The organism is Sphingomonas sp. CFBP 13603 (assembly GCF_014892665.1).
Lineage (GTDB): Bacteria > Pseudomonadota > Alphaproteobacteria > Sphingomonadales > Sphingomonadaceae > Sphingomonas.
The window spans coordinates 163,741-181,062 of sequence record NZ_JADBIA010000002.1; the positions used below are offsets into that span (position 1 = coordinate 163,741).

General features: G+C 65.9%; 18 protein-coding genes. 11 read left to right on the forward strand and 7 right to left on the reverse strand.

The window, feature by feature from the left end:
- Positions 1–103: 103 nt before the first annotated feature.
- Positions 104–649 (reverse strand): peroxiredoxin, encoded by a 546-nt coding sequence (locus tag IFR23_RS03600; RefSeq protein ID WP_055879693.1) that lies wholly within the window; start codon positions 647–649, stop codon positions 104–106.
- Positions 650–797: 148 nt separating this feature from the next.
- On the opposite strand from IFR23_RS03600, the gene IFR23_RS03605 reads away from it, so the two are divergent.
- From IFR23_RS03605 to IFR23_RS03615, 3 genes are all read left to right on the forward strand, one after another.
- Positions 798–1,700, forward strand: coding sequence for a hydrogen peroxide-inducible genes activator (locus IFR23_RS03605; protein WP_060526661.1), 903 nt, complete (start codon positions 798–800; stop codon positions 1,698–1,700).
- Between the two features lie 90 nt (positions 1,701–1,790).
- Positions 1,791–2,423, forward strand: a complete 633-nt coding sequence (locus IFR23_RS03610; RefSeq protein WP_107963001.1) for a fasciclin domain-containing protein — start codon at positions 1,791–1,793, stop codon at positions 2,421–2,423.
- Between the two features lie 135 nt (positions 2,424–2,558).
- Entirely contained in the window at positions 2,559–3,170 is a 612-nt protein-coding gene (locus IFR23_RS03615) for a fasciclin domain-containing protein (RefSeq protein ID WP_107962805.1), read from the forward strand.
- A gap of 79 nt (positions 3,171–3,249) precedes the next feature.
- Here the strand turns inward: IFR23_RS03615 and IFR23_RS03620 are convergent, their stop codons facing one another.
- From IFR23_RS03620 to pgsA, 3 genes are read right to left on the reverse strand one after another with little or no spacing between them, the layout of a single operon-like run.
- Positions 3,250–3,699, reverse strand: coding sequence for a molybdenum cofactor biosynthesis protein MoaE (locus IFR23_RS03620; RefSeq protein ID WP_192974754.1), 450 nt, complete (start codon positions 3,697–3,699; stop codon positions 3,250–3,252).
- A complete protein-coding gene (gene moaD, locus IFR23_RS03625; RefSeq protein WP_192974755.1) occupies positions 3,696–3,953 on the reverse strand; it encodes a molybdopterin converting factor subunit 1 in 258 nt (85 codons plus the stop codon). The genes IFR23_RS03620 and moaD overlap by 4 nt, the downstream gene beginning before the upstream one ends.
- A 2-nt stretch (positions 3,954–3,955) precedes the next feature.
- Complete coding sequence (gene pgsA / locus IFR23_RS03630; RefSeq protein WP_192974756.1) at positions 3,956–4,507, reverse strand: CDP-diacylglycerol--glycerol-3-phosphate 3-phosphatidyltransferase; 552 nt, start codon at positions 4,505–4,507, stop codon at positions 3,956–3,958.
- A 114-nt stretch (positions 4,508–4,621) separates the two neighbouring features.
- On the opposite strand from pgsA, the gene IFR23_RS03635 reads away from it, so the two are divergent.
- Complete coding sequence (locus IFR23_RS03635; protein WP_192974757.1) at positions 4,622–5,947, forward strand: MFS transporter; 1,326 nt, start codon at positions 4,622–4,624, stop codon at positions 5,945–5,947.
- A 133-nt stretch (positions 5,948–6,080) separates the two neighbouring features.
- Here the strand turns inward: IFR23_RS03635 and IFR23_RS03640 are convergent, their stop codons facing one another.
- Positions 6,081–6,245 carry a hypothetical protein gene (locus tag IFR23_RS03640; RefSeq protein WP_192974758.1) on the reverse strand — a complete coding sequence of 55 codons (165 nt, stop codon included), beginning with the start codon at positions 6,243–6,245 and terminating at the stop codon, positions 6,081–6,083.
- A gap of 194 nt (positions 6,246–6,439) precedes the next feature.
- On the opposite strand from IFR23_RS03640, the gene IFR23_RS03645 reads away from it, so the two are divergent.
- Together IFR23_RS03645 and IFR23_RS03650 are read left to right on the forward strand one after the other, a co-directional pair.
- Positions 6,440–7,558: a DUF47 family protein gene (locus IFR23_RS03645; RefSeq protein WP_192975007.1), complete on the forward strand. Its 1,119-nt coding sequence runs from the start codon at positions 6,440–6,442 to the stop codon at positions 7,556–7,558.
- A 156-nt stretch (positions 7,559–7,714) separates the two neighbouring features.
- Entirely contained in the window at positions 7,715–8,713 is a 999-nt protein-coding gene (locus tag IFR23_RS03650) for an inorganic phosphate transporter (RefSeq protein WP_192974759.1), read from the forward strand.
- Positions 8,714–8,831: 118 nt separating this feature from the next.
- On the opposite strand, the gene IFR23_RS03655 is transcribed toward IFR23_RS03650, so the two are convergent.
- Positions 8,832–9,278 carry a phasin family protein gene (locus IFR23_RS03655; protein ID WP_342344863.1) on the reverse strand — a complete coding sequence of 149 codons (447 nt, stop codon included), beginning with the start codon at positions 9,276–9,278 and terminating at the stop codon, positions 8,832–8,834.
- A 73-nt stretch (positions 9,279–9,351) separates the two neighbouring features.
- Positions 9,352–9,852, reverse strand: a complete 501-nt coding sequence (locus IFR23_RS03660; protein ID WP_192974760.1) for a hypothetical protein — start codon at positions 9,850–9,852, stop codon at positions 9,352–9,354.
- Positions 9,853–10,013: 161 nt separating this feature from the next.
- Between IFR23_RS03660 and IFR23_RS03665 the strand changes: the two genes are divergently transcribed.
- The 5 genes from IFR23_RS03665 (at position 10,014) to IFR23_RS03685 (ending at position 17,320) form a co-directional block, all read left to right on the forward strand.
- Positions 10,014–11,315 carry a UDP-glucose dehydrogenase family protein gene (locus IFR23_RS03665; protein WP_192238965.1) on the forward strand — a complete coding sequence of 434 codons (1,302 nt, stop codon included), beginning with the start codon at positions 10,014–10,016 and terminating at the stop codon, positions 11,313–11,315.
- Positions 11,316–11,379: 64 nt separating this feature from the next.
- Complete coding sequence (locus IFR23_RS03670) at positions 11,380–11,994, forward strand: TetR/AcrR family transcriptional regulator (protein ID WP_107953862.1); 615 nt, start codon at positions 11,380–11,382, stop codon at positions 11,992–11,994.
- Positions 11,995–12,331: 337 nt separating this feature from the next.
- Positions 12,332–12,730 carry a hypothetical protein gene (locus tag IFR23_RS03675; RefSeq protein WP_107953860.1) on the forward strand — a complete coding sequence of 133 codons (399 nt, stop codon included), beginning with the start codon at positions 12,332–12,334 and terminating at the stop codon, positions 12,728–12,730.
- Positions 12,727–14,004, forward strand: coding sequence for an efflux RND transporter periplasmic adaptor subunit (locus tag IFR23_RS03680; protein WP_446740883.1), 1,278 nt, complete (start codon positions 12,727–12,729; stop codon positions 14,002–14,004). The genes IFR23_RS03675 and IFR23_RS03680 overlap by 4 nt, the downstream gene beginning before the upstream one ends.
- Positions 14,005–14,140: 136 nt before the next feature.
- A complete protein-coding gene (locus IFR23_RS03685) occupies positions 14,141–17,320 on the forward strand; it encodes an efflux RND transporter permease subunit (RefSeq protein ID WP_192974761.1) in 3,180 nt (1,059 codons plus the stop codon).
- The last annotated feature ends 2 nt before the right edge of the window (positions 17,321–17,322 follow it).

Sequence of the window (17,322 nt, forward strand, 5' to 3'; positions counted from 1 at the left end):
CCTGCGGGAGGGGTCGGGGGAGGGACTGGAGACAAAAAGAGAGGGCGGCCCGTATGGACACGCCCTCCCCCAACCCCTCCCGCAAGCGGGAGGGGAGTTTCAGTTACGCAGCGAGCTGGAGGACGTCGTCGCCCTTGTTCCAGTTGCAGGGGCAGAGCTCGTCGGTCTGCAGCGCGTCGAGCACGCGGAGCGTCTCGGCGGGGTTGCGGCCGACGTTCAGGCCGTTGACCTGGACCGCCTGGATGACGTTGTCGGGATCGATGATGAAGGTCGCACGGAACGCGACATGCTCGTTCTTGTCGACGATGCCGAGCGCATCAGCGAGCTTCGCGCCGTTATCCGCGAGCCACGGGAAGTCCGCGGCGGCAAGATCCGCGTCCGACTTGCGCCAGGCGAGGTGGACGTGCGCGGTGTCGGTCGACGCGCCGATCAGCACGGCGTCGCGGTCCTCGAAATCGCCGCGGATGTCGCTGTAGCCGACGATCTCGGTCGGGCACACGAACGTGAAGTCCTTCGGCCAGTAGAACAGCACCTTCCACTTGCCGGGATATGCCGTCGTCAGGTCGAGCGTCTCGCCGGCGGGCAGCGCTGCGGTGCCCTGCTGGACGGGAATGGTCATCGATGGGAACTGGTCGCCGATGGTCAACATGATGGAAGCCTCCTGGAATTAAACTTGGCCCCAGGCATCCTCAAAGGCAGCGGTTGGCCCGCTCGGTCGTTGTGCAACGCGGTATATGGGGGCTGGTGTAATCGATCCAACGCTCTATTTATCATCTGATGATCGATAGAGGCGATTAATGGCTGCGACCTACCTACCCACGTTGAAACAGTTGCAATATCTTGTTGCGCTGAAGGACCACGGTCATTTCGGACGTGCTGCGGAGGCGTGTTTCGTGACTCAATCGACGCTGTCGGCGGGCCTGCGCGAGCTCGAAACGCTGATCGGCGTAGTGCTGGTCGAGCGTACCCGGCGAGTCGTGCGGTTCACGCCGCTGGGCGACGGGATCGCCGACAAGGCACGGCGCGTGCTGCGCGAGGCGGAGGAACTGGGCGACATGGCGCGCGCCGCCGGCCAGCCGCTGTCGGGCGACATGCGGATGAGCGTCATCCCGACGATCGCGCCGTTCATGCTCCCGAGGATTCTGCCGCGGTTGCGGAAGGACTATCCGGACCTGAAGCTGTTCCTGCGCGAGGAGCCCAGCGGTCCGGCATGCGAGGGATTGCACAATGGCCGCACCGACTGCGTGCTGCTCGCCCTCCCCTATGCGTGCGGCGAGGTGACGTCGGAGACGCTGTTCGAGGATCGGCTGTTCGTGGCGTACCCCTCGGGCGAAGAGCCGACCGCGCTGCCTGCGATCCCGGCGTCGGCGATCGACGAGACGCGACTGCTGCTGCTCGAGGACGGACACTGCCTGAAGGATCATGCGCTCGGCGCGTGCAACCGGCCCGAATTGCGCGCGGAGGCGACGATGCTCGGCACGTCGCTGCACACGATCGTGCAGATGGTCGACAACGGGCTCGGTATCACGATGCTGCCGGAAATGGCGCTGAAGGCCGGCATCCTCGACAACACCAACATCACCGCCCGCCCGCTCGACGAGATCAATGCGGTACGCAAGATCGCGCTCGTATGGCGCCGTGCGAGCCCGCGTGAAAAGGATTTCCGATTGATGGCGAAGGCGCTGGCCGACGTTCAGTAACCGGCTCCGCTCGGCGCGGGATTGGCACGGATGCGCAACCAACTCCGCGTTCGATCGTATGGTTCGCGAGTTCCCGCTGGAGACCCGATGATGTCGAAGACGCTTCCGCTACTGCTGATCACGAGCGCACTGGCGCTCGCTGCGTGCAGTGGCAAATCGAAGGACGACGTGGCCAGTGCGTCGACCACGCCCGCCAATCCCGCGCTTGCCGTGCCGAATGGCCCGCCCGCAGTCGCCAACCCGACCGTCGGCGGCGTGCCGATGATGGCGACGCGGACGATCGTCGACAACGCGTCGGCCGCACCGAACCTGTCGACGCTGGTCGCCGCGGTGAAGGCCGCCGGCCTCGTCGGGACGCTGTCTGGCCCCGGCCCGTTCACGGTATTCGCGCCAACCAACGACGCCTTCGGACGCCTCGCGCCGGGCATGGTCGACACGCTGTTGAAGCCCGAGAATAAGGCATCGTTGACCAAGGTGCTGACGTATCACGTCGTACCGGGCGTCATCACCGCGGACGATTTGCGCCAGCGGATCACCGCTGGTGGCGGCACTGCGACCTTGACCACGGTCGAGGGCGATCCGATCACCGCGACACTGGTCGGTGCAGTAATCGCGCTCACCGACGTCAACGGTAACAAGAGTTACGTCGAGACCGCAGATGTCCGCCAGTCGAACGGCGTCGTGCACGTCGTAAACGGCGTGATCGTGCCAAAACTGAGTTAGTTTTCAGGTCGTGAGGCTCGGTTCATCGCAACGATGCTACGCTTTGTCTGCAAAATGATTGAGCCGGACTTACACACTACCCAAATCTTTTCGTTCGAGTTTCGCAAGTCCCATTCACAATCTCTGGAGTCGCAGATGACTGTCAAGACCAACCTCATGATCGCAGCCGCATCGAGCCTGCTCCTCGCCACCGGCGCGACCGCGCAGACGACCGCACCAGCCGCCCCTCAGACCGCAGCCCCGACCACGCCGGGCACGACCGCAGCGCCAGCCGCGCCGGCCGCCGCCGCGACCACGACGATCGCCGCTGCGCTGCCGACGCTGCCGAACCGCGCGACACTGGCCAAGCTGGTGACCGCCGCGAAGTTGCAGACGACGCTTGCGGGCCCCGGCCCGTACACGCTGTTCGCGCCCAGCGACGAAGCGTTCACGCGCCTGCCGGCCGGTGCGCTCGACACGTTGCTCAAGCCAGAATCGTCGCCGACGCTCGCGACGATCATCAAGTACCACGTCGTTGCAGGCGCGATTACGGCGGAACAGCTGAAGGCGCAGATCACCGCAGGCGGTGGCAAGGCCACGCTGACCACGCTCGCCGGCCAGCCGCTGGTCGCATCGCTCGAGGCGAACGGCAACATCGCGCTGACCGATACCGCCGGGATCAAGTCGTTCGTCGACACCGCGGACATCAAGGAGACGAACGGCGTGGTTCATCTCACCAACGGCATGAGCGTCCCGAAGCTCGGCTAATATGATCGCGGGCCGCGATCTCCAATGAGATCGCGGCCCGCTTTTTGTGTCCTCGCGAATGGGGGAAACCGGAACTTCGCTAAGAGTTCGGCGTATCCCAGCGGGCAGCGGCGGCGTGATCGTTATCCCGCGCTTCGACCCAGCTAGCCTCGACCCCACGCGTCTCGCGCTTCCAGAACGGAGCGTCGGTCTTCAGCCGGTCGATCAGATACGCGCAGGCCTCCAGCGCCGCGCCGCGGTGCGCCGCCGTCGCCGCGACGAACACGATCCGCTCTCCCGGATGCATCGGCCCGACGCGGTGCACGATGATCGCGGCACTCAGCGACCAACGCTCGATCGCGCCCTCGGCGACCTTGAGCAACGCAGCTTCGGTCGCGCCGGGATAATGTTCGAGCTCGAGCGTCCCCACACCATCGTCAGCACGCACCAGGCCGGTGAACGTCGCCACCGCGCCCGCCCCTGCCGCTTCCGCGCGCATCATCTCGGCGGCGATATCGATCGGCGATTGCTGTACCGAGATATGGATCATCCGCCGGTCACCGGTGGGAAGATAGCGATTTCCTGGGCGCGGCCGATCGGCGTATCGAGCGGCACGAAATCCTGATCGACCGCCGCGCGCAACCGCGAACGGTTCTCGAAAGCCCCCGCATGCGCCGGGCTCGTCTCCGCCAGCCAGTCGACCAGATCCGCCACCGTCACGACGCTTGCCGGCGGCTCGACCGTCTCCTCGCCCGTGCCGATACGCTCGCGCACCCAGGCGAAATACACCATCCGTATCGTCATGATCAGTCCATGTGCTTCAGGCCGACGCGGAGATAATCCCATCCGGTCAGCAACGTAAGGACGGCCGCACCCCACAGTGCGACGATGCCGACATTATGCACCCAGACCATTTCGGGCACGGAACCGCCAAGGATGATTCCGCCGAGCGACACGAGCTGCAACGTCGTCTTCCACTTGGCGAGTTGCGACACGGGCACGGAGACCTGCACCTGCGCCAGGAACTCGCGCAGCCCCGACACCGCGATCTCACGTAACAGGATCACCAGCGCGGCGATTACATGGATGCCGGCGATATCGCGCGTGCCGACAAGGATCAGGATCACCGCGGCGACCATGATCTTGTCCGCGATCGGATCGAGGAAAATCCCCAACCGCGACACCGCGCCGCTCGACCGCGCGAGGTATCCGTCGAAATAATCGGTGATGCCCATCAGGCAGTACAGCACGAAGGCGATGCCGTACCCGGCCTCCCAGTCGGGCCACCACAGGAACCAGACCAGCAGGGGCACCGCGACGATCCGCGACAATGTCAGGAGGTTAGGCAAGCTCAGCACCCACCACCCCTATACCGGTCGGTCGCGGGGCGAAACCGGTTTAACGTTGGCGTGCGGATGACGCTCGGCTAAGGGTTCGACACATTACCGCAACGATCAGGGCTATTTCCCGTCATGCTCAATGCCCTCGGGTTGCTGAAGCAACGTCGCTTCCTGCCCCTGTTCACCACGCAGTTTCTCGGCGCGTTCAACGATAACCTGTTCAAGACCTCGATGGTCCTGTTCGCGACCTATGCCGTCTTCAACGATCCGAAGATGGAGGCCAATTTCAACGCGCTGGCGACGGGACTCGGCATCCTGCCGTTCTTCCTGCTGTCCGCGCTCGCCGGGCAATTGGCGGACAGTCACGACAAGGCGCGGATCATCCGGATCGTGAAGACGGTCGAGATCGGCATCATGCTGCTCGGCGCGACCGGCCTGATGGTCGCGCGCGCAGGGCATCCGTCGCTGGGGATCGGGCTCATGCTCGGCGCGGTGCTGTGCCTCGGCGTACACTCGACGTTCTTCGGGCCGATCAAATACGCGATCCTGCCGCAGCATTTGAAACCGTGCGACGTGCTCGGTGGCACGGGGCTGGTCGAGGCCGGGACGTATCTCGCGATCCTGTTGGGCACGGTGACGGCAGGCTGGATCCCGATCGAGGGTGCGGCTGCCAGCGTGTTGATCGTTGCCGTGATCGGCTGGTTCTCCGGCCGCCAGGTGCCGCCGGCACCGCGCGAAGGCCCGCCGCTGAAGCTCGACTACAACCCGTTCACCGCATCGTGGCGATTGATCAGCGCGACGCTGCACATCCCGCGGCTGTTCCTGGCGATCGTCGCGATCAGCTTCTTCTGGACGATCGGCGCGGTGCTGATCATCGTCTTTCCGCCGTTGGTGAAGAACGTGCTGACCGCCGACGAGCGAGTCGCGAGCTTCGTCATTGCGGTGTTCTCGGTCGGGGTCGCGATCGGCTCGGTGGTGATCAACTCGATGCTGCGCGGGCGGATTTCCGCGAAGTTCTCGCCTGCGTCGGTGATCGCGATGGGCGGGTTCGTCGTGCTGTTCTCGTTCCTCGCGCGCAACTGGACGCCCGCGGCTCCGGGGCATTATTACGATTGGGCCGGATTCATCCATCAGCCGGGTGCGATCCCCGTGCTGGCGACGCTGCTGGCGATCGCGATCACCGGCGGGATGTTCGTCGTGCCGCTCTACGCGTTCCTGACCACGACCGTCGAGAAGGACCAGACCGCGCGCACCGTGGCGGCGAACAACGTCGTCAACTCGGGCGCGATGACGATCGGCTCGATCCTCGTCATCGGCATCACCGCTATGGGTGTGACGCCCGAGGACATGCTGTTTCTCGTGGCGGCGATGTGCCTCGTCTCGGCATGGCTCGCGCAGAAGCTGCACCGGGCCTGCGACGACGACGCGATCGGGTGTTTGCCGACGCTTCGACACTGAAAATCCTCCCCCGCCAGGGGGAGGTGTCGCCGAAGGTGACGGAGGGGGAGGAACGGATGTTTTCCTTTCCTCCCCCTCCGTCTGGCAAAAGCCAGCCACCTCTCCCTGGCGGGGGAGGATCGACAACTCACTCTCAGAAAATGAAGCTGTAGAAGCACGTGAAGAACGCCGCGAAGCTCAGGAAGAACAGCTTCACGTCCTGATCGTCGTTCTTCGCGCTGGCGATCACCGGCGGCGGCAACGACCGGCGCAGCGGATGGCGGGCGGCTTCGTTGGTGAGGACTAGGCGTCTGGTCATGATGCAAACGTTAACGCCGCGTTTACTAATTGGACCAGCGACAAAAGTGGTTAAATCCGTCGCGTCCGGGAATGGGACGGAATTGCGCTGCCGGGCGCTCGTCCGACACCGACCACCGCCCCCTGTGCATGCCGCCCCCCGCCGTCTAAGCTGCTGCCATTCGCCGCGACTCCGCGCCCACAAGGACCCGAATTATCCAGCAGATTGCGGCACTTCCCTATGTGATCGACGAGACCGGGCATGCGCGCGTGATGCTGATCACGTCGCGCGATACCGGTCGCTGGGTGATCCCCAAGGGCAACCCGATCGTAGGCCTCGCCAGCCACGAGGCCGCCGCGCAGGAAGCGTATGAGGAAGCCGGCATCCGCGGCATCCCCTGCCCCTCGCCTGTCGGGCAATTCGCGTACCGCAAACGCCGCCGCACCGGCCGTTACCGCGACATGATCGTCACCGTGTTTCCGCTCGCGTTCGTCGAGCAGGTCGACGACTGGCCCGAGCGTCATCAGCGCGACACCCGCTGGTTTACGCTTGATCGCGCGGCGGAGGCTGTCAATGAGCCCGGCCTGAAGGCGCTGATCGCTGCCTTCCGTGAGCCGCCGATCCCGGTGTCGCTCGCGCAACGTATTTTACCCGTCGTGCGCACAAGCGCGAAAAGGAGAATTCCGATGCTGGGCTGGTTCCAGTCGCTGATGCCGAAGCAGGGACGGTTCTTCGAACTGTTCGACGCGCATGCCGCGACGTTGGTCGCCGGCGCCGATGCGCTTGCACGGCTGCTCCACGGCGAAGGCTCGATCGAGGGTCAGATCGCCGAGATCGTCAAGCGCGAGCACGAGGCCGACGATATCACGCGCGAGGTGCTCCAAGACGTCCGCCGCGTGTTCGTGACGCCGTTCGACCGCAGCGCGATCACCGACCTGATCGGCGTGATGGACGACGCCATCGACCAGATGAACGGTACCGCCAATGCGATCGCGCTGTACGAGGTCACCGAGTTCTCGCCCGAGATGCGCGACATGGCCGGCATCATCGTCGAGGCCGCGCGGATCACCGCGGAGGCGATCCCGCTGCTCCGCTCGCTCGGCACCAATGCAGGCCGGTTGCACGACCTGACCGCGCGGCTGATCCAGATCGAGGGGCATGCCGACGACATTCACGACACGGGCCTGCGCGCGCTGTTCCAGGCCTCGAAGATCAGTGCGGACCCGATGACCTTCATCATCAACCGCGAGATCTACAGCAGTCTGGAAAAGATCGTCGACCGCTTCGAGGACGTCGCGAACGAGATCCAGGGGCTGGTCATCGACCATGCTTGAAGTCGGCTCCCCTGCAAGTGCTCCCCCCCGGCGAAGGCCGGGGCCCAACTGGGGAACGGCAATGACGAAGGGCGGCGTTCCGTTGCTGCAACCTTTCCAATTGGACCCCGGCCTTCGCCGGGGGGGTGAAGCGGTAGCGGATAGGGCAGCAACCGCATGATCCTCTCCCTCCCCCTCCTCATCGGCCTGATCGGCATTGCGCTGCTGTTCGACTTCCTGAACGGCCTCCACGACGCGGCGAACTCGATCGCCACCGTCGTCTCGACGCGCGTCCTCAAACCCCAATACGCCGTCCTCTGGGCGGCGTTCTTCAACTTCATCGCGTTCGCGGTGTTCGGGCTCCACGTCGCGCAGACCGTCGGCACCGGCATCGTCCAGGCGCACGTCATCGACGCGCAAGTGATCTTCGCCGCGCTGATGGGCGCGATCGCGTGGAACGTCATCACCTGGGTGCTCGGCATCCCGTCGAGCAGCAGCCATGCGCTGATCGGCGGGCTCCTGGGGGCCGGCATCGCCAAGGTCGGCTTCGGCGCGATCGTCTGGAAAGGCGTCATCGCCACCGTCCTCGCGATCTTCGCCTCGCCCGCGATCGGCCTGATGCTCGCGCTCGTTCTCGTGCTGATCGTCGCCTGGACCAGCCTCAAGCTCACCCCGCTCGGCGTCGACAAGCGCTTCCGCAAGCTCCAGCTGATCTCCGCCGCGCTCTATTCGCTCGGTCACGGCGGCAACGACGCGCAGAAGACGATGGGGATCATCGCCGTGCTGCTCTATTCGCAGGGCCTGCTCGGCGGAGAATTCCACGTGCCGCTCTGGGTCGTGCTGTCCTGCCAGGCGGCAATGGCGCTCGGCACGCTGTCAGGCGGCTGGCGGATCGTCCACACGATGGGCTCGAAGATCACTCGCCTCACCCCGGTACAAGGGTTCTGCGCGGAGACCGGCGGCGCGATCACGCTGTTCGCGGCGACCTTCTGGGGCATTCCCGTATCGTCGACTCACACCATCACCGGCTCGATCGTCGGCGTCGGCGCGGCTCGCCGCCTTTCCGCGGTCCGCTGGAACGTCGCCAGCAACATCGTCGTGGCCTGGACGCTCACTTTGCCCGCCGCCGGGTTGATCGGTGCAGGCACGTACTGGCTCGTCGGACTGTTCGTCTAAGCCGGAAATAGTTGAGGCTGGTCCGCCGCCGCTCCGTCATCGTATCGGAGCGGCGGCGTTCTTGCTCGTCCGTACGCCGCTCCACCCGAAACGAAGAGCGGCGGATCGGCCGAACGGCTTACTTGATCCCGCCGCCCTGCAATGGCGCGACCGCGTCCTTGCCGAACTTCATGATCAGCTCGCCGATCTCGCGCGCTTGGCTCATGCTCCGCTGGCTCTGTTCGCGCAGGTAATCACCCTGAATCTTCATCACCTGGGTCAGGTCGCTGGCGCTCGCCGCCTCGCGCATCGCCGCGAAGGCCTCGCGCGCATTCTGCTCGGCCTGGTCGATCATCGCCTTGCCGATCGTCGCGCCGCCCTCGGCGATCTTGCCGCCCGATTCCTTCATCGCCTCGCCCGCGCGCCGTGCCGGATCGACGACCTTCTCCGAGAACGCATCGCGCGCCTTCCCGGCATTCTCGCGCATCGTGTCCGCAGCGCCCTTCGCCGCATCCGCCGCGCGGTCGGTTGCCGCCTTGCTAGCGTTCGCACCGTCATCGACTGCCTGCTTGAAGTCGTCCGCCACCGTCTCTCTCCTGTGTTGCACTATCGGTCGTGGTTTCAACCGGCATGCCCGGCTTTGGTTGCAGCCGCTCGGGTCAGCGGATCGTCGTGATCGACACGGACAGTTCGGCCGTCTTCGCCCCCGATAGCTGCAAGGCATAGCGCCCCGCCGGCAGCACGAAATCGACCATCTTCTTCACCGGCGAACAGACCGGTCCATGCGCGTGCGCGGTCGACGTCAGCACCTTGCCCGACTGGACGACATCGATCCACGCCGCTCCGCCAAGCGCCACGCGGTATGTCCCCGCCTTCGCGACGTCGAACCGGACGACGCCGGAAAACGTGTCAGCTGCGGGTGCCTTTGTCGGCGTGACCTCGAACGAAACCCCTGCCGACGGCTTCAGCGCCAGCCGACCCACCGAGCCGATCGGAAGCACCCCGCCCGGCGCGACCGAAGCCGGCTTGCTCCATCCCGCGAACTCCGCCGCGACGGTAGTCGGACACGACGGAGCCGCCGCCTGCTGTGCCGCAACCCTATCCGCGGAACCGAACATCACAGTCGCCACCAACACCCAGCCTGCCATCGTCGTCTGCATATCCGCCTCCGTTATCGGAACCATGATGCGCGCAACGTGGCGGGTTGCCTACCGTCGAAAGCATCAGGGCAGACGGCGCGAACGACACCGGTCGGTCTTCTCCAGCTTGCACGCGCGCGCATTACTCACGATAGGTCGCGCGGCTTTTACGAGGAACGTCCATGCGCATCACGATGATCGGTTCTGGCTATGTCGGCCTGGTGTCCGGCGCCTGCTTTTCGGATTTCGGCCATGACGTGATCTGCGTCGACAAGGACCAGTCGAAGATCGACGCACTGCTCGCCGGTCGCATGCCGATCTTCGAACCCGGCCTCGACCAGCTCGTCGCGTCGAACGTCGCCGCGGGCCGGCTGACCTTCACCACCGATCTCGCCAGCGCGGTCGCAGGCGCCGATGCGATCTTCATCGCGGTCGGCACGCCGTCGCGGCGCGGCGATGGCCATGCCGACCTCAGCTACGTGTTCGCCGCCACCGAAGAGATCGCCGCCGCCGTCACCGGACCGACCGTGGTCGTGACCAAGTCGACCGTCCCCGTCGGCACCGGCGACCGAGTCGAGGCGATCTTCCGTGAAAAGCGTGCAGACGTCGACGTGGCGGTCGTCTCGAACCCCGAATTCCTCCGCGAAGGCGCCGCGATCGGCGACTTCAAACGCCCCGACCGCATCGTCATCGGCACCGAGGACGAGCGCGCCAAGCAGGTCATGCGCGACGTCTACCGGCCGCTCTACCTCAACGAATCGCCCATCCTGTTCGTCGGTCGCCGCACGTCGGAGCTGATCAAATACGCGGCGAACGCGTTCCTCGCGACCAAGATCACCTTCATCAACGAGATCGCCGACCTGTGCGAAGCGGTGGGTGCCGACGTGCAGGACGTGTCGCGCGGGATCGGGCTCGACAACCGGATCGGCAAGAAATTCCTCCACGCCGGGCCGGGCTATGGCGGCTCGTGTTTCCCCAAGGACACGCTGGCGCTGCTCAAGACCGCCGAGGATTACGACACCCCGGTCCACATCGTCGAAGCCGTCGTGAAGGTGAACGATAGCCGCAAGCGCGCGATGGGGCGGAAAGTCCTGCACGCGCTCGGCGACAATCCCCGCGGCAAGACGGTCGCGCTGCTCGGCCTCACGTTCAAGCCCAACACCGACGACATGCGCGACGCCCCCAGCCTCGCGATCGCGACCGCGCTTGCCGACGCCGGCGTGACGGTCCGCACGCACGATCCCGAAGGCATGGCGCCCGCCAAGGCGATGATGCCCGACCTCGTCTACTGCACGGACGCCTATGATGCGGCCGAGGGTGCCGATGCGGTCGTGATCGTGACCGAATGGGACGCCTATCGCGCCCTCGATCTCGCGCGGCTGAAGCGCGTGATGGCCGGGCCGGTGATGGTCGACCTGCGCAACGTCTATCAACGCGCCGACGTCGAACAGGCCGGGTTCGCCTACACCGCGGTCGGTCGGTGAGCGTCCCCGGCAACATATTCCAGTCACTGGACCTTTTGCGCGCTCTCACTATATACCGAACGGTATGAATAGGCTTTGCACGCTCACCGCCCCCAAGGGCCGCCCCCGCGAGTTCGATCTCGACGATGCGTTGGCGGGTGCGCTGCGCGTGTTCTGGCGCAACGGGTACGAGGGTGCATCGATGGCGGAACTGACCGCCGAGATGAAGATCACCAAGCCCAGCCTGTATGCCGCGTTCGGTAACAAGGAGGCGCTGTTCCACAAGGCGCTCGACCTCTACGAACGCGAGAAGCTGGCGTACATGACGTATGCGCTGGATGCGCCGACCGCGCGTGCCGTAGCGGAAAACCTGTTGCGCGGCGCACTCCAGATGCAATCCAGCACGTGCGATCCCAAGGGCTGCCTCAGCGTCATCAGCAGCGTCGCGTGCAGCCCGGAAGCCGAGCCGATCAAGGCCGAGGTGGCGAAGCGCCGCGCGTCGTCCCAGGCCGCCTTGATCCGCAGGTTCGACGAAGCGAAGGCCGCGGGCGAATTTCCCGAGGGCCTCGAGTCGGACGCGCTGATGCGGTATCTGTTCGCGATCATGCAGGGTCTGACGATCCAGAGCGGATCGGGTGCGACCTGCGCCGAGCTGAACCAGCTCGTCGAGACCGCCATGTCGGTGTGGCCGACCAAATAGGCGAGACGAGACCGGCAAAATTGTCACGCATCACGATGCGATGAAATTTAAAATACCGGCCGGTACAAAAGTCTGTTGACTAGATGAACGTCAGGTTTATATACCGACTGGTATCGAAGCTCTCTCCTACTTCGGATGGGGCAGCCGGGGACACCAACCCATGACCACGGTTCAAACCTAAGACGGCTTCGGCCAAACTTTCGAAAATTCCAAGCGGGCAAGCGCGGCACGGTGATGTGCCGGCAACGACCGCGCACGCCTAGCGACCAGCTGACGTCGGTGGACCGTCCACCGACGAAGGCCAGCGCTTGCCCAAGATCAAAAGGGGGACAATCCCATGGCTTATCTCGACCTCGACAACATGTTCGCTTCGCCCGTCACCAGCCGTACGCAGACGGTGGCGGCTCCTGCCCCGACCGGCTTTTCCGCACTGGAATGGAGCGTCATCGCCCTCGCCAAGCGCGACACGTTGCGCAGCCTGTCGGGCCCTAGCCGCATGTCGCGCGCGATGGGTAGCCTGTTCGGCCTGAGCACCGCGTCGCGGCTCGCCGATCCCCGGCTCGAAGCGTTGCGGCGGATGGCTGTGTACGCCTGGCGCCGCGGCTTCGCGTTGCCGATGGCCGAGATCCAGGGCTTCCTCGCCGCCGGCTTTGCCGAGGCACAGATCGAAACGCTCGTCGAGAGCGTGACCGGCATGCGCGTCGGCATCCAGCAGAAGCGGAGCATCGCAGCGTGAACCAACTTACCACGATCACGGCCGCGAACGACGCCGACGTCGTTGCGTCGCCGCCCGCGGACCGTCACCGACGGCCGGCATGGCAGCGCGGCGCGATGGTGCTCGTGCCGATCGCGCTGCTCGGTGCGGTCGGCGTTAAGCTGTTCGACCATCCCGACGCGGCGATGGCGGCACCCCCGCCCGCCTCCGTCACGGTCGCGTCGCCGCTCGTCCGGCAGGTCAGCGAATGGGACGATTATGTCGGCCGCTTCGCACCGAGCCGCACCGTCGAGATCCGCCCGCGCGTCGCGGGCGAAGTCACCGGCATTCATTTCCGCGACGGCGAGATCGTCAGCAAGGGGCAGCTACTCTTCACGATCGACTCCCGCCCGTTCGCCGCCGCTCTGGCCGAGGCGCATGCCAACGTCGCCAGCGCACGCAGCGCTCTGTCGCTCGCCCGCACCGATCTGGGTCGCGCACAGCGACTGGTCGCCGACGAAGCGGTCTCGGCCGGCGAGGTCGACGCACTCCGCGGCCGGCTCGAAGCAGCACAAGCCGCACTCGCCGCAGCGCAGGCCCGCGAACGCGCCCGCGCTCTGGACGTCGGTTTCACACAGGTTCGCGCGCCGATCGGCGGTCGTATCTCCGACCGCCGCGTCGATGCGGGCAACCAGGTCGCGGGCGGCGAAGGCACCGGCGGCACGGTGCTGACGACGATCAACGCGCTCGACCCGATCTACTTCACGTTCGACGGCTCCGAGGCGCTGTACCTCAAGACGCAGCGCGCACGGCAGCCCGGCGCGACGCCGGCGGCGGTCGAGATCCAGTTGCAGGACGAGACCGAGCATCGCTGGAAGGGCAAACTCGACTTCACCGACAACGGCCTCGACCAGCGATCGGGCACGATCCGCGGCCGCGCGGTCCTCGCCAACCCGGGGTATTTCCTGACGCCGGGCATGTTCGGCAACATGCGCCTCGCGAGTGCGGGAACGCGGCAGGCTCTGCTAGTGCCCGACGATGCGGTGCAGACTGATCAGGCGCGGAAGGTTCTGCTGACGATCGATGCGAAGAACGTCGTGAGCCAGAAGCCGGTCGAGCTTGGCCCGGTGGTCGATGGCCTGCGGATCGTGCGCTCGGGCATCGGGCCGAACGACCGGATCATCATCCAGGGTACGCAGATGGCGATGCCGGGTGCCACGGTTGCGCCGAAGGTCGGCCGGATCGTGGTGGCCTCGGGTACGACGGCCCCAGCCTCGGTCCAGCCCATCTCGGGTGAGGCCACGCTCGCGAGATAGGCGTCCACCCCGGCGAAGGCCGGGGCCCAATTGGGATAGCGTTTCGACTTAATCACTGCGGTTCGCCCAATTGGGCCCCGGCCTCCGCCGGGGTGGTGTTGGTGTGTGCCCGCGCCCCTCTACCGAGGAAATTCCCATGCGCTTCTCGCGCTTCTTCATCACCCGGCCGATCTTCGCGGGCGTGATCGCGGTGATCATCACGATCGTCGGTGCGATCGCCTACATGACGCTGCCGGTGTCGCAATATCCCGACATCGTCCCCCCCACCGTCACCGTCAGCGCGACCTATCCCGGCGCCTCCGCCGAAACGGTCGCCGAAACCGTCGCCGCGCCGATCGAGCAGGAGATCAACGGCGTCGACAACATGCTGTACCAGTCGTCGCAATCGACCGGCGACGGCAAGGTCACGATCACCGTCACCTTCAAGATCGGCACAAATCTCGACGCAGCGCAGGTGCTCGTCCAGAACCGTGTTGCGGTCGCCGTCCCGCGCCTGCCCGAGGACGTCCAGCGTCTCGGCGTGGTGACGCGGAAGACGTCGCCCGACTTCCTGATGGTGGTGAACCTCGTCTCGCCCGACAACTCGCTCGATCGCGGCTACATCTCCAACTACGCGCTGACGCAGGTCCGCGATCGCCTCAGCCGCATCGACGGCGTCGGCGACGTGCAACTGTTCGGCGCACGCGATTATTCGATGCGCGTCTGGATCGATCCCGGCCGCGCCGCCGCGCTCGACCTCACCGCCGGCGAGATCGTCGCCGCGTTGCGTGCGCAGAACGTCCAGGTCGCCGCCGGCACGCTCGGCCAGCCGCCCTATGACAAGGGCAACAGCGCGTTCCAGCTCAACGTCGAGACGCAGGGCCGCCTGACCGATCCCAAGCAGTTCGCCGACGTCGTGATCCGCACCGACGCGCAAGGCCGCCAGGTCCGCGTCTCGGACGTCGCGCGCGTCGAGCTCGGCGCACAGGATTACGGCGCGAATACCTATCTCAGCGGCAAGCCCACGGTCATCGCCGCGGTCTTCCAGCGTCCCGGCTCGAACGCACTCGGCGCGGCGCAGGCCGTCACCGCCGAGATGGAAAGCATGTCGAAGCGCTTTCCCAAGGGTCTCGAATACAAGGTCATCTACAACCCGACCGAGTTCATCGCGCAGTCGATCGACGCGGTGAAGCACACGCTCTTCGAGGCGATGGTCCTCGTCGTGCTCGTCATCCTCGTCTTCCTGCAGAAGTGGCGCGCGGCGATCATCCCGATCGTGGCGATCCCGGTCTCGCTGATCGGCACCTTCGCGGTGCTCGCCGCCGCCGGGTACAGCCTCAACAACCTGTCGCTGTTCGGCCTCGTCCTCGCGATCGGCATCGTCGTCGATGACGCGATCGTCGTGGTCGAGAATGTCGAGCGCAACCTTGAGCACGGACTGTCCCCGCTCGAGGCGGCGCGTACGTCGATGGACGAAGTCTCGGGCGCGCTCGTCGCGATCGTGCTCGTGCTGTGCGCGGTGTTCATCCCGACCGTGTTCCTCACCGGCCTCTCGGGCGCGTTCTACCGCCAGTTCGCGGTGACGATCTCGACCGCGACGATCATCTCGCTGCTGATCTCGCTGACGCTGTCGCCGGCACTCGCCGCGATGCTGCTCAAGCCGACCGCCCCCGCGGACTCCGGCAACCGCCTGACCCGTACGGTCCGCCGCGCCGGCGACGCCTTCAACCGCGGGTTCGAGCGGATGAGCGACAGCTATGCCCGCCTCACCGCCCGCCTAGTCACCGCGCCGCGCCGGATGATGATCGCCTATGCCGCGCTGATCGCGGTCACGGTCGGCGTATTTACGATCACGCCGTCGGGCTTCGTTCCCGCACAGGATCAGGGCTACTTCCTGACCGTCATTCAACTTCCGCCCGGCTCGTCTGTCGAGCGCACCGACGCGGTCATGCAGAAGGTCGCGAAACGCATTCTCCCGCTCGCCGGCGTCAAAGGCGCGGTCATGCTCGCCGGCTTCGACGGCCCCTCGCAGACGCTCGCCCCCAACTCGGCCGCCGCGTACATCCCGCTGAAGAGCTTCGAGGAACGCAAGAAGCTCGGCGTCACCCTCGCCAGCATCATGGCGGAATCGCAGAAGGCGACCGGCGACATCACCGAAGCGCGTCTGCTGATCGTCCCGCCGCCCTTGATCCAGGGTATCGGCTCGGCCGGCGGCTACCGCCTGATGGTGCAAGACCAGGGTGGCCACGGTTACGCCGACCTCGGCAAGACGAGCTACGCGCTGATCGGCCGGGCGAACCAGACCAAGGGTCTCGCCCAGATCTACACGTTCTTCGACACCGCCACGCCGCGCATCTTCGCCGACGTCGACCGCGCCAAGGCCAATCTCTTGGGCGTCCCCCCGGAGCGCGTGTTCGAGGCGTTGCAGGTCTATCTCGGCTCGGCGTTCGTCAACGACTTCAACCTGTTGGGCCGCACCTACCGCGTCACAGCCCAGGCCGATGCACCGTTCCGCAACACCACCGCGGACATCGCCAACCTGAAGACGCGCTCCAACTCGGGCCAGATGGTCCCGGTCGGCTCGGTCTCGACGTTCAAGGACAAGACCGGCCCGTACCGCGTCGTCCGCTACAACCTGTTCCCCGCGGTCGAGGTCGATGGCGACACCGCCAAGGGCTATTCCTCGGGCCAGTCGCTGGTCGCGATGGAGAAGCTCGCCGATGCGTCGCTTCCGGCCGGCTACGCGCATGAATGGACCGGCATCGCCTACCAGCAAAAGGCCGCCGGCAGCACCGCCGCGCTCGTCTTCGGCATGGCGGTGGTGTTCGTCTTCCTCGTGCTCGCCGCGCAATATGAGAGCCTGACGTTGCCGCTCGCGATCATCCTGATCGTGCCGATGTGCCTTTTGGCAGCGATGACCGGCGTGAACCTGCGGGGCATGGACAACAACGTCCTCACGCAGATCGGCCTGGTCGTGCTGATTGCCTTGGCGGCGAAGAACGCGATCCTCGTGGTCGAGTTCGCCAAGCAGGCCGAGGAACAGGACGGCCTCACCCCCGTCGAGGCCGCGGTACGCGCGGCGAAGGACCGGTTGCGGCCGATCCTGATGACGAGCTTCGCGTTCATCCTCGGCGCGGTGCCGCTGGTGATCGCGACCGGTGCCGGTGCGGAACTCCGCCAGGCGCTCGGGACCGCGGTGTTCTTCGGGATGATCGGCGTGACCGGGTTCGGGCTGCTCTTCACCCCCACCTTCTATGTCGTCGCACGGGCGCTGGCGCTGCGGTTCGAACGCCGCAAGCCAACCGCTGCCGCCCCGACGCTCCAGCCAGCCGAATAGGA

Coding starts and splice junctions, on each gene's coding strand:
- IFR23_RS03620 (WP_192974754.1), bottom strand. CDS start 3,699: ATGATCCATATCTCGGTACAGCAATCGCCGATCGATATCGCCGCCGAG.
- IFR23_RS03665 (WP_192238965.1), top strand. CDS start 10,014: ATGCGCATCACGATGATCGGTTCTGGCTATGTCGGCCTGGTGTCCGGC.
- IFR23_RS03640 (WP_192974758.1), bottom strand. CDS start 6,245: ATGACCAGACGCCTAGTCCTCACCAACGAAGCCGCCCGCCATCCGCTG.
- IFR23_RS03610 (WP_107963001.1), top strand. CDS start 1,791: ATGTCGAAGACGCTTCCGCTACTGCTGATCACGAGCGCACTGGCGCTC.
- IFR23_RS03600 (WP_055879693.1), bottom strand. CDS start 649: ATGTTGACCATCGGCGACCAGTTCCCATCGATGACCATTCCCGTCCAG.
- IFR23_RS03670 (WP_107953862.1), top strand. CDS start 11,380: ATGAATAGGCTTTGCACGCTCACCGCCCCCAAGGGCCGCCCCCGCGAG.
- IFR23_RS03635 (WP_192974757.1), top strand. CDS start 4,622: ATGCTCAATGCCCTCGGGTTGCTGAAGCAACGTCGCTTCCTGCCCCTG.
- IFR23_RS03660 (WP_192974760.1), bottom strand. CDS start 9,852: ATGCAGACGACGATGGCAGGCTGGGTGTTGGTGGCGACTGTGATGTTC.
- IFR23_RS03605 (WP_060526661.1), top strand. CDS start 798: ATGGCTGCGACCTACCTACCCACGTTGAAACAGTTGCAATATCTTGTT.
- moaD (WP_192974755.1), bottom strand. CDS start 3,953: ATGACGATACGGATGGTGTATTTCGCCTGGGTGCGCGAGCGTATCGGC.
- IFR23_RS03650 (WP_192974759.1), top strand. CDS start 7,715: ATGATCCTCTCCCTCCCCCTCCTCATCGGCCTGATCGGCATTGCGCTG.
- IFR23_RS03685 (WP_192974761.1), top strand. CDS start 14,141: ATGCGCTTCTCGCGCTTCTTCATCACCCGGCCGATCTTCGCGGGCGTG.
- IFR23_RS03615 (WP_107962805.1), top strand. CDS start 2,559: ATGACTGTCAAGACCAACCTCATGATCGCAGCCGCATCGAGCCTGCTC.
- IFR23_RS03675 (WP_107953860.1), top strand. CDS start 12,332: ATGGCTTATCTCGACCTCGACAACATGTTCGCTTCGCCCGTCACCAGC.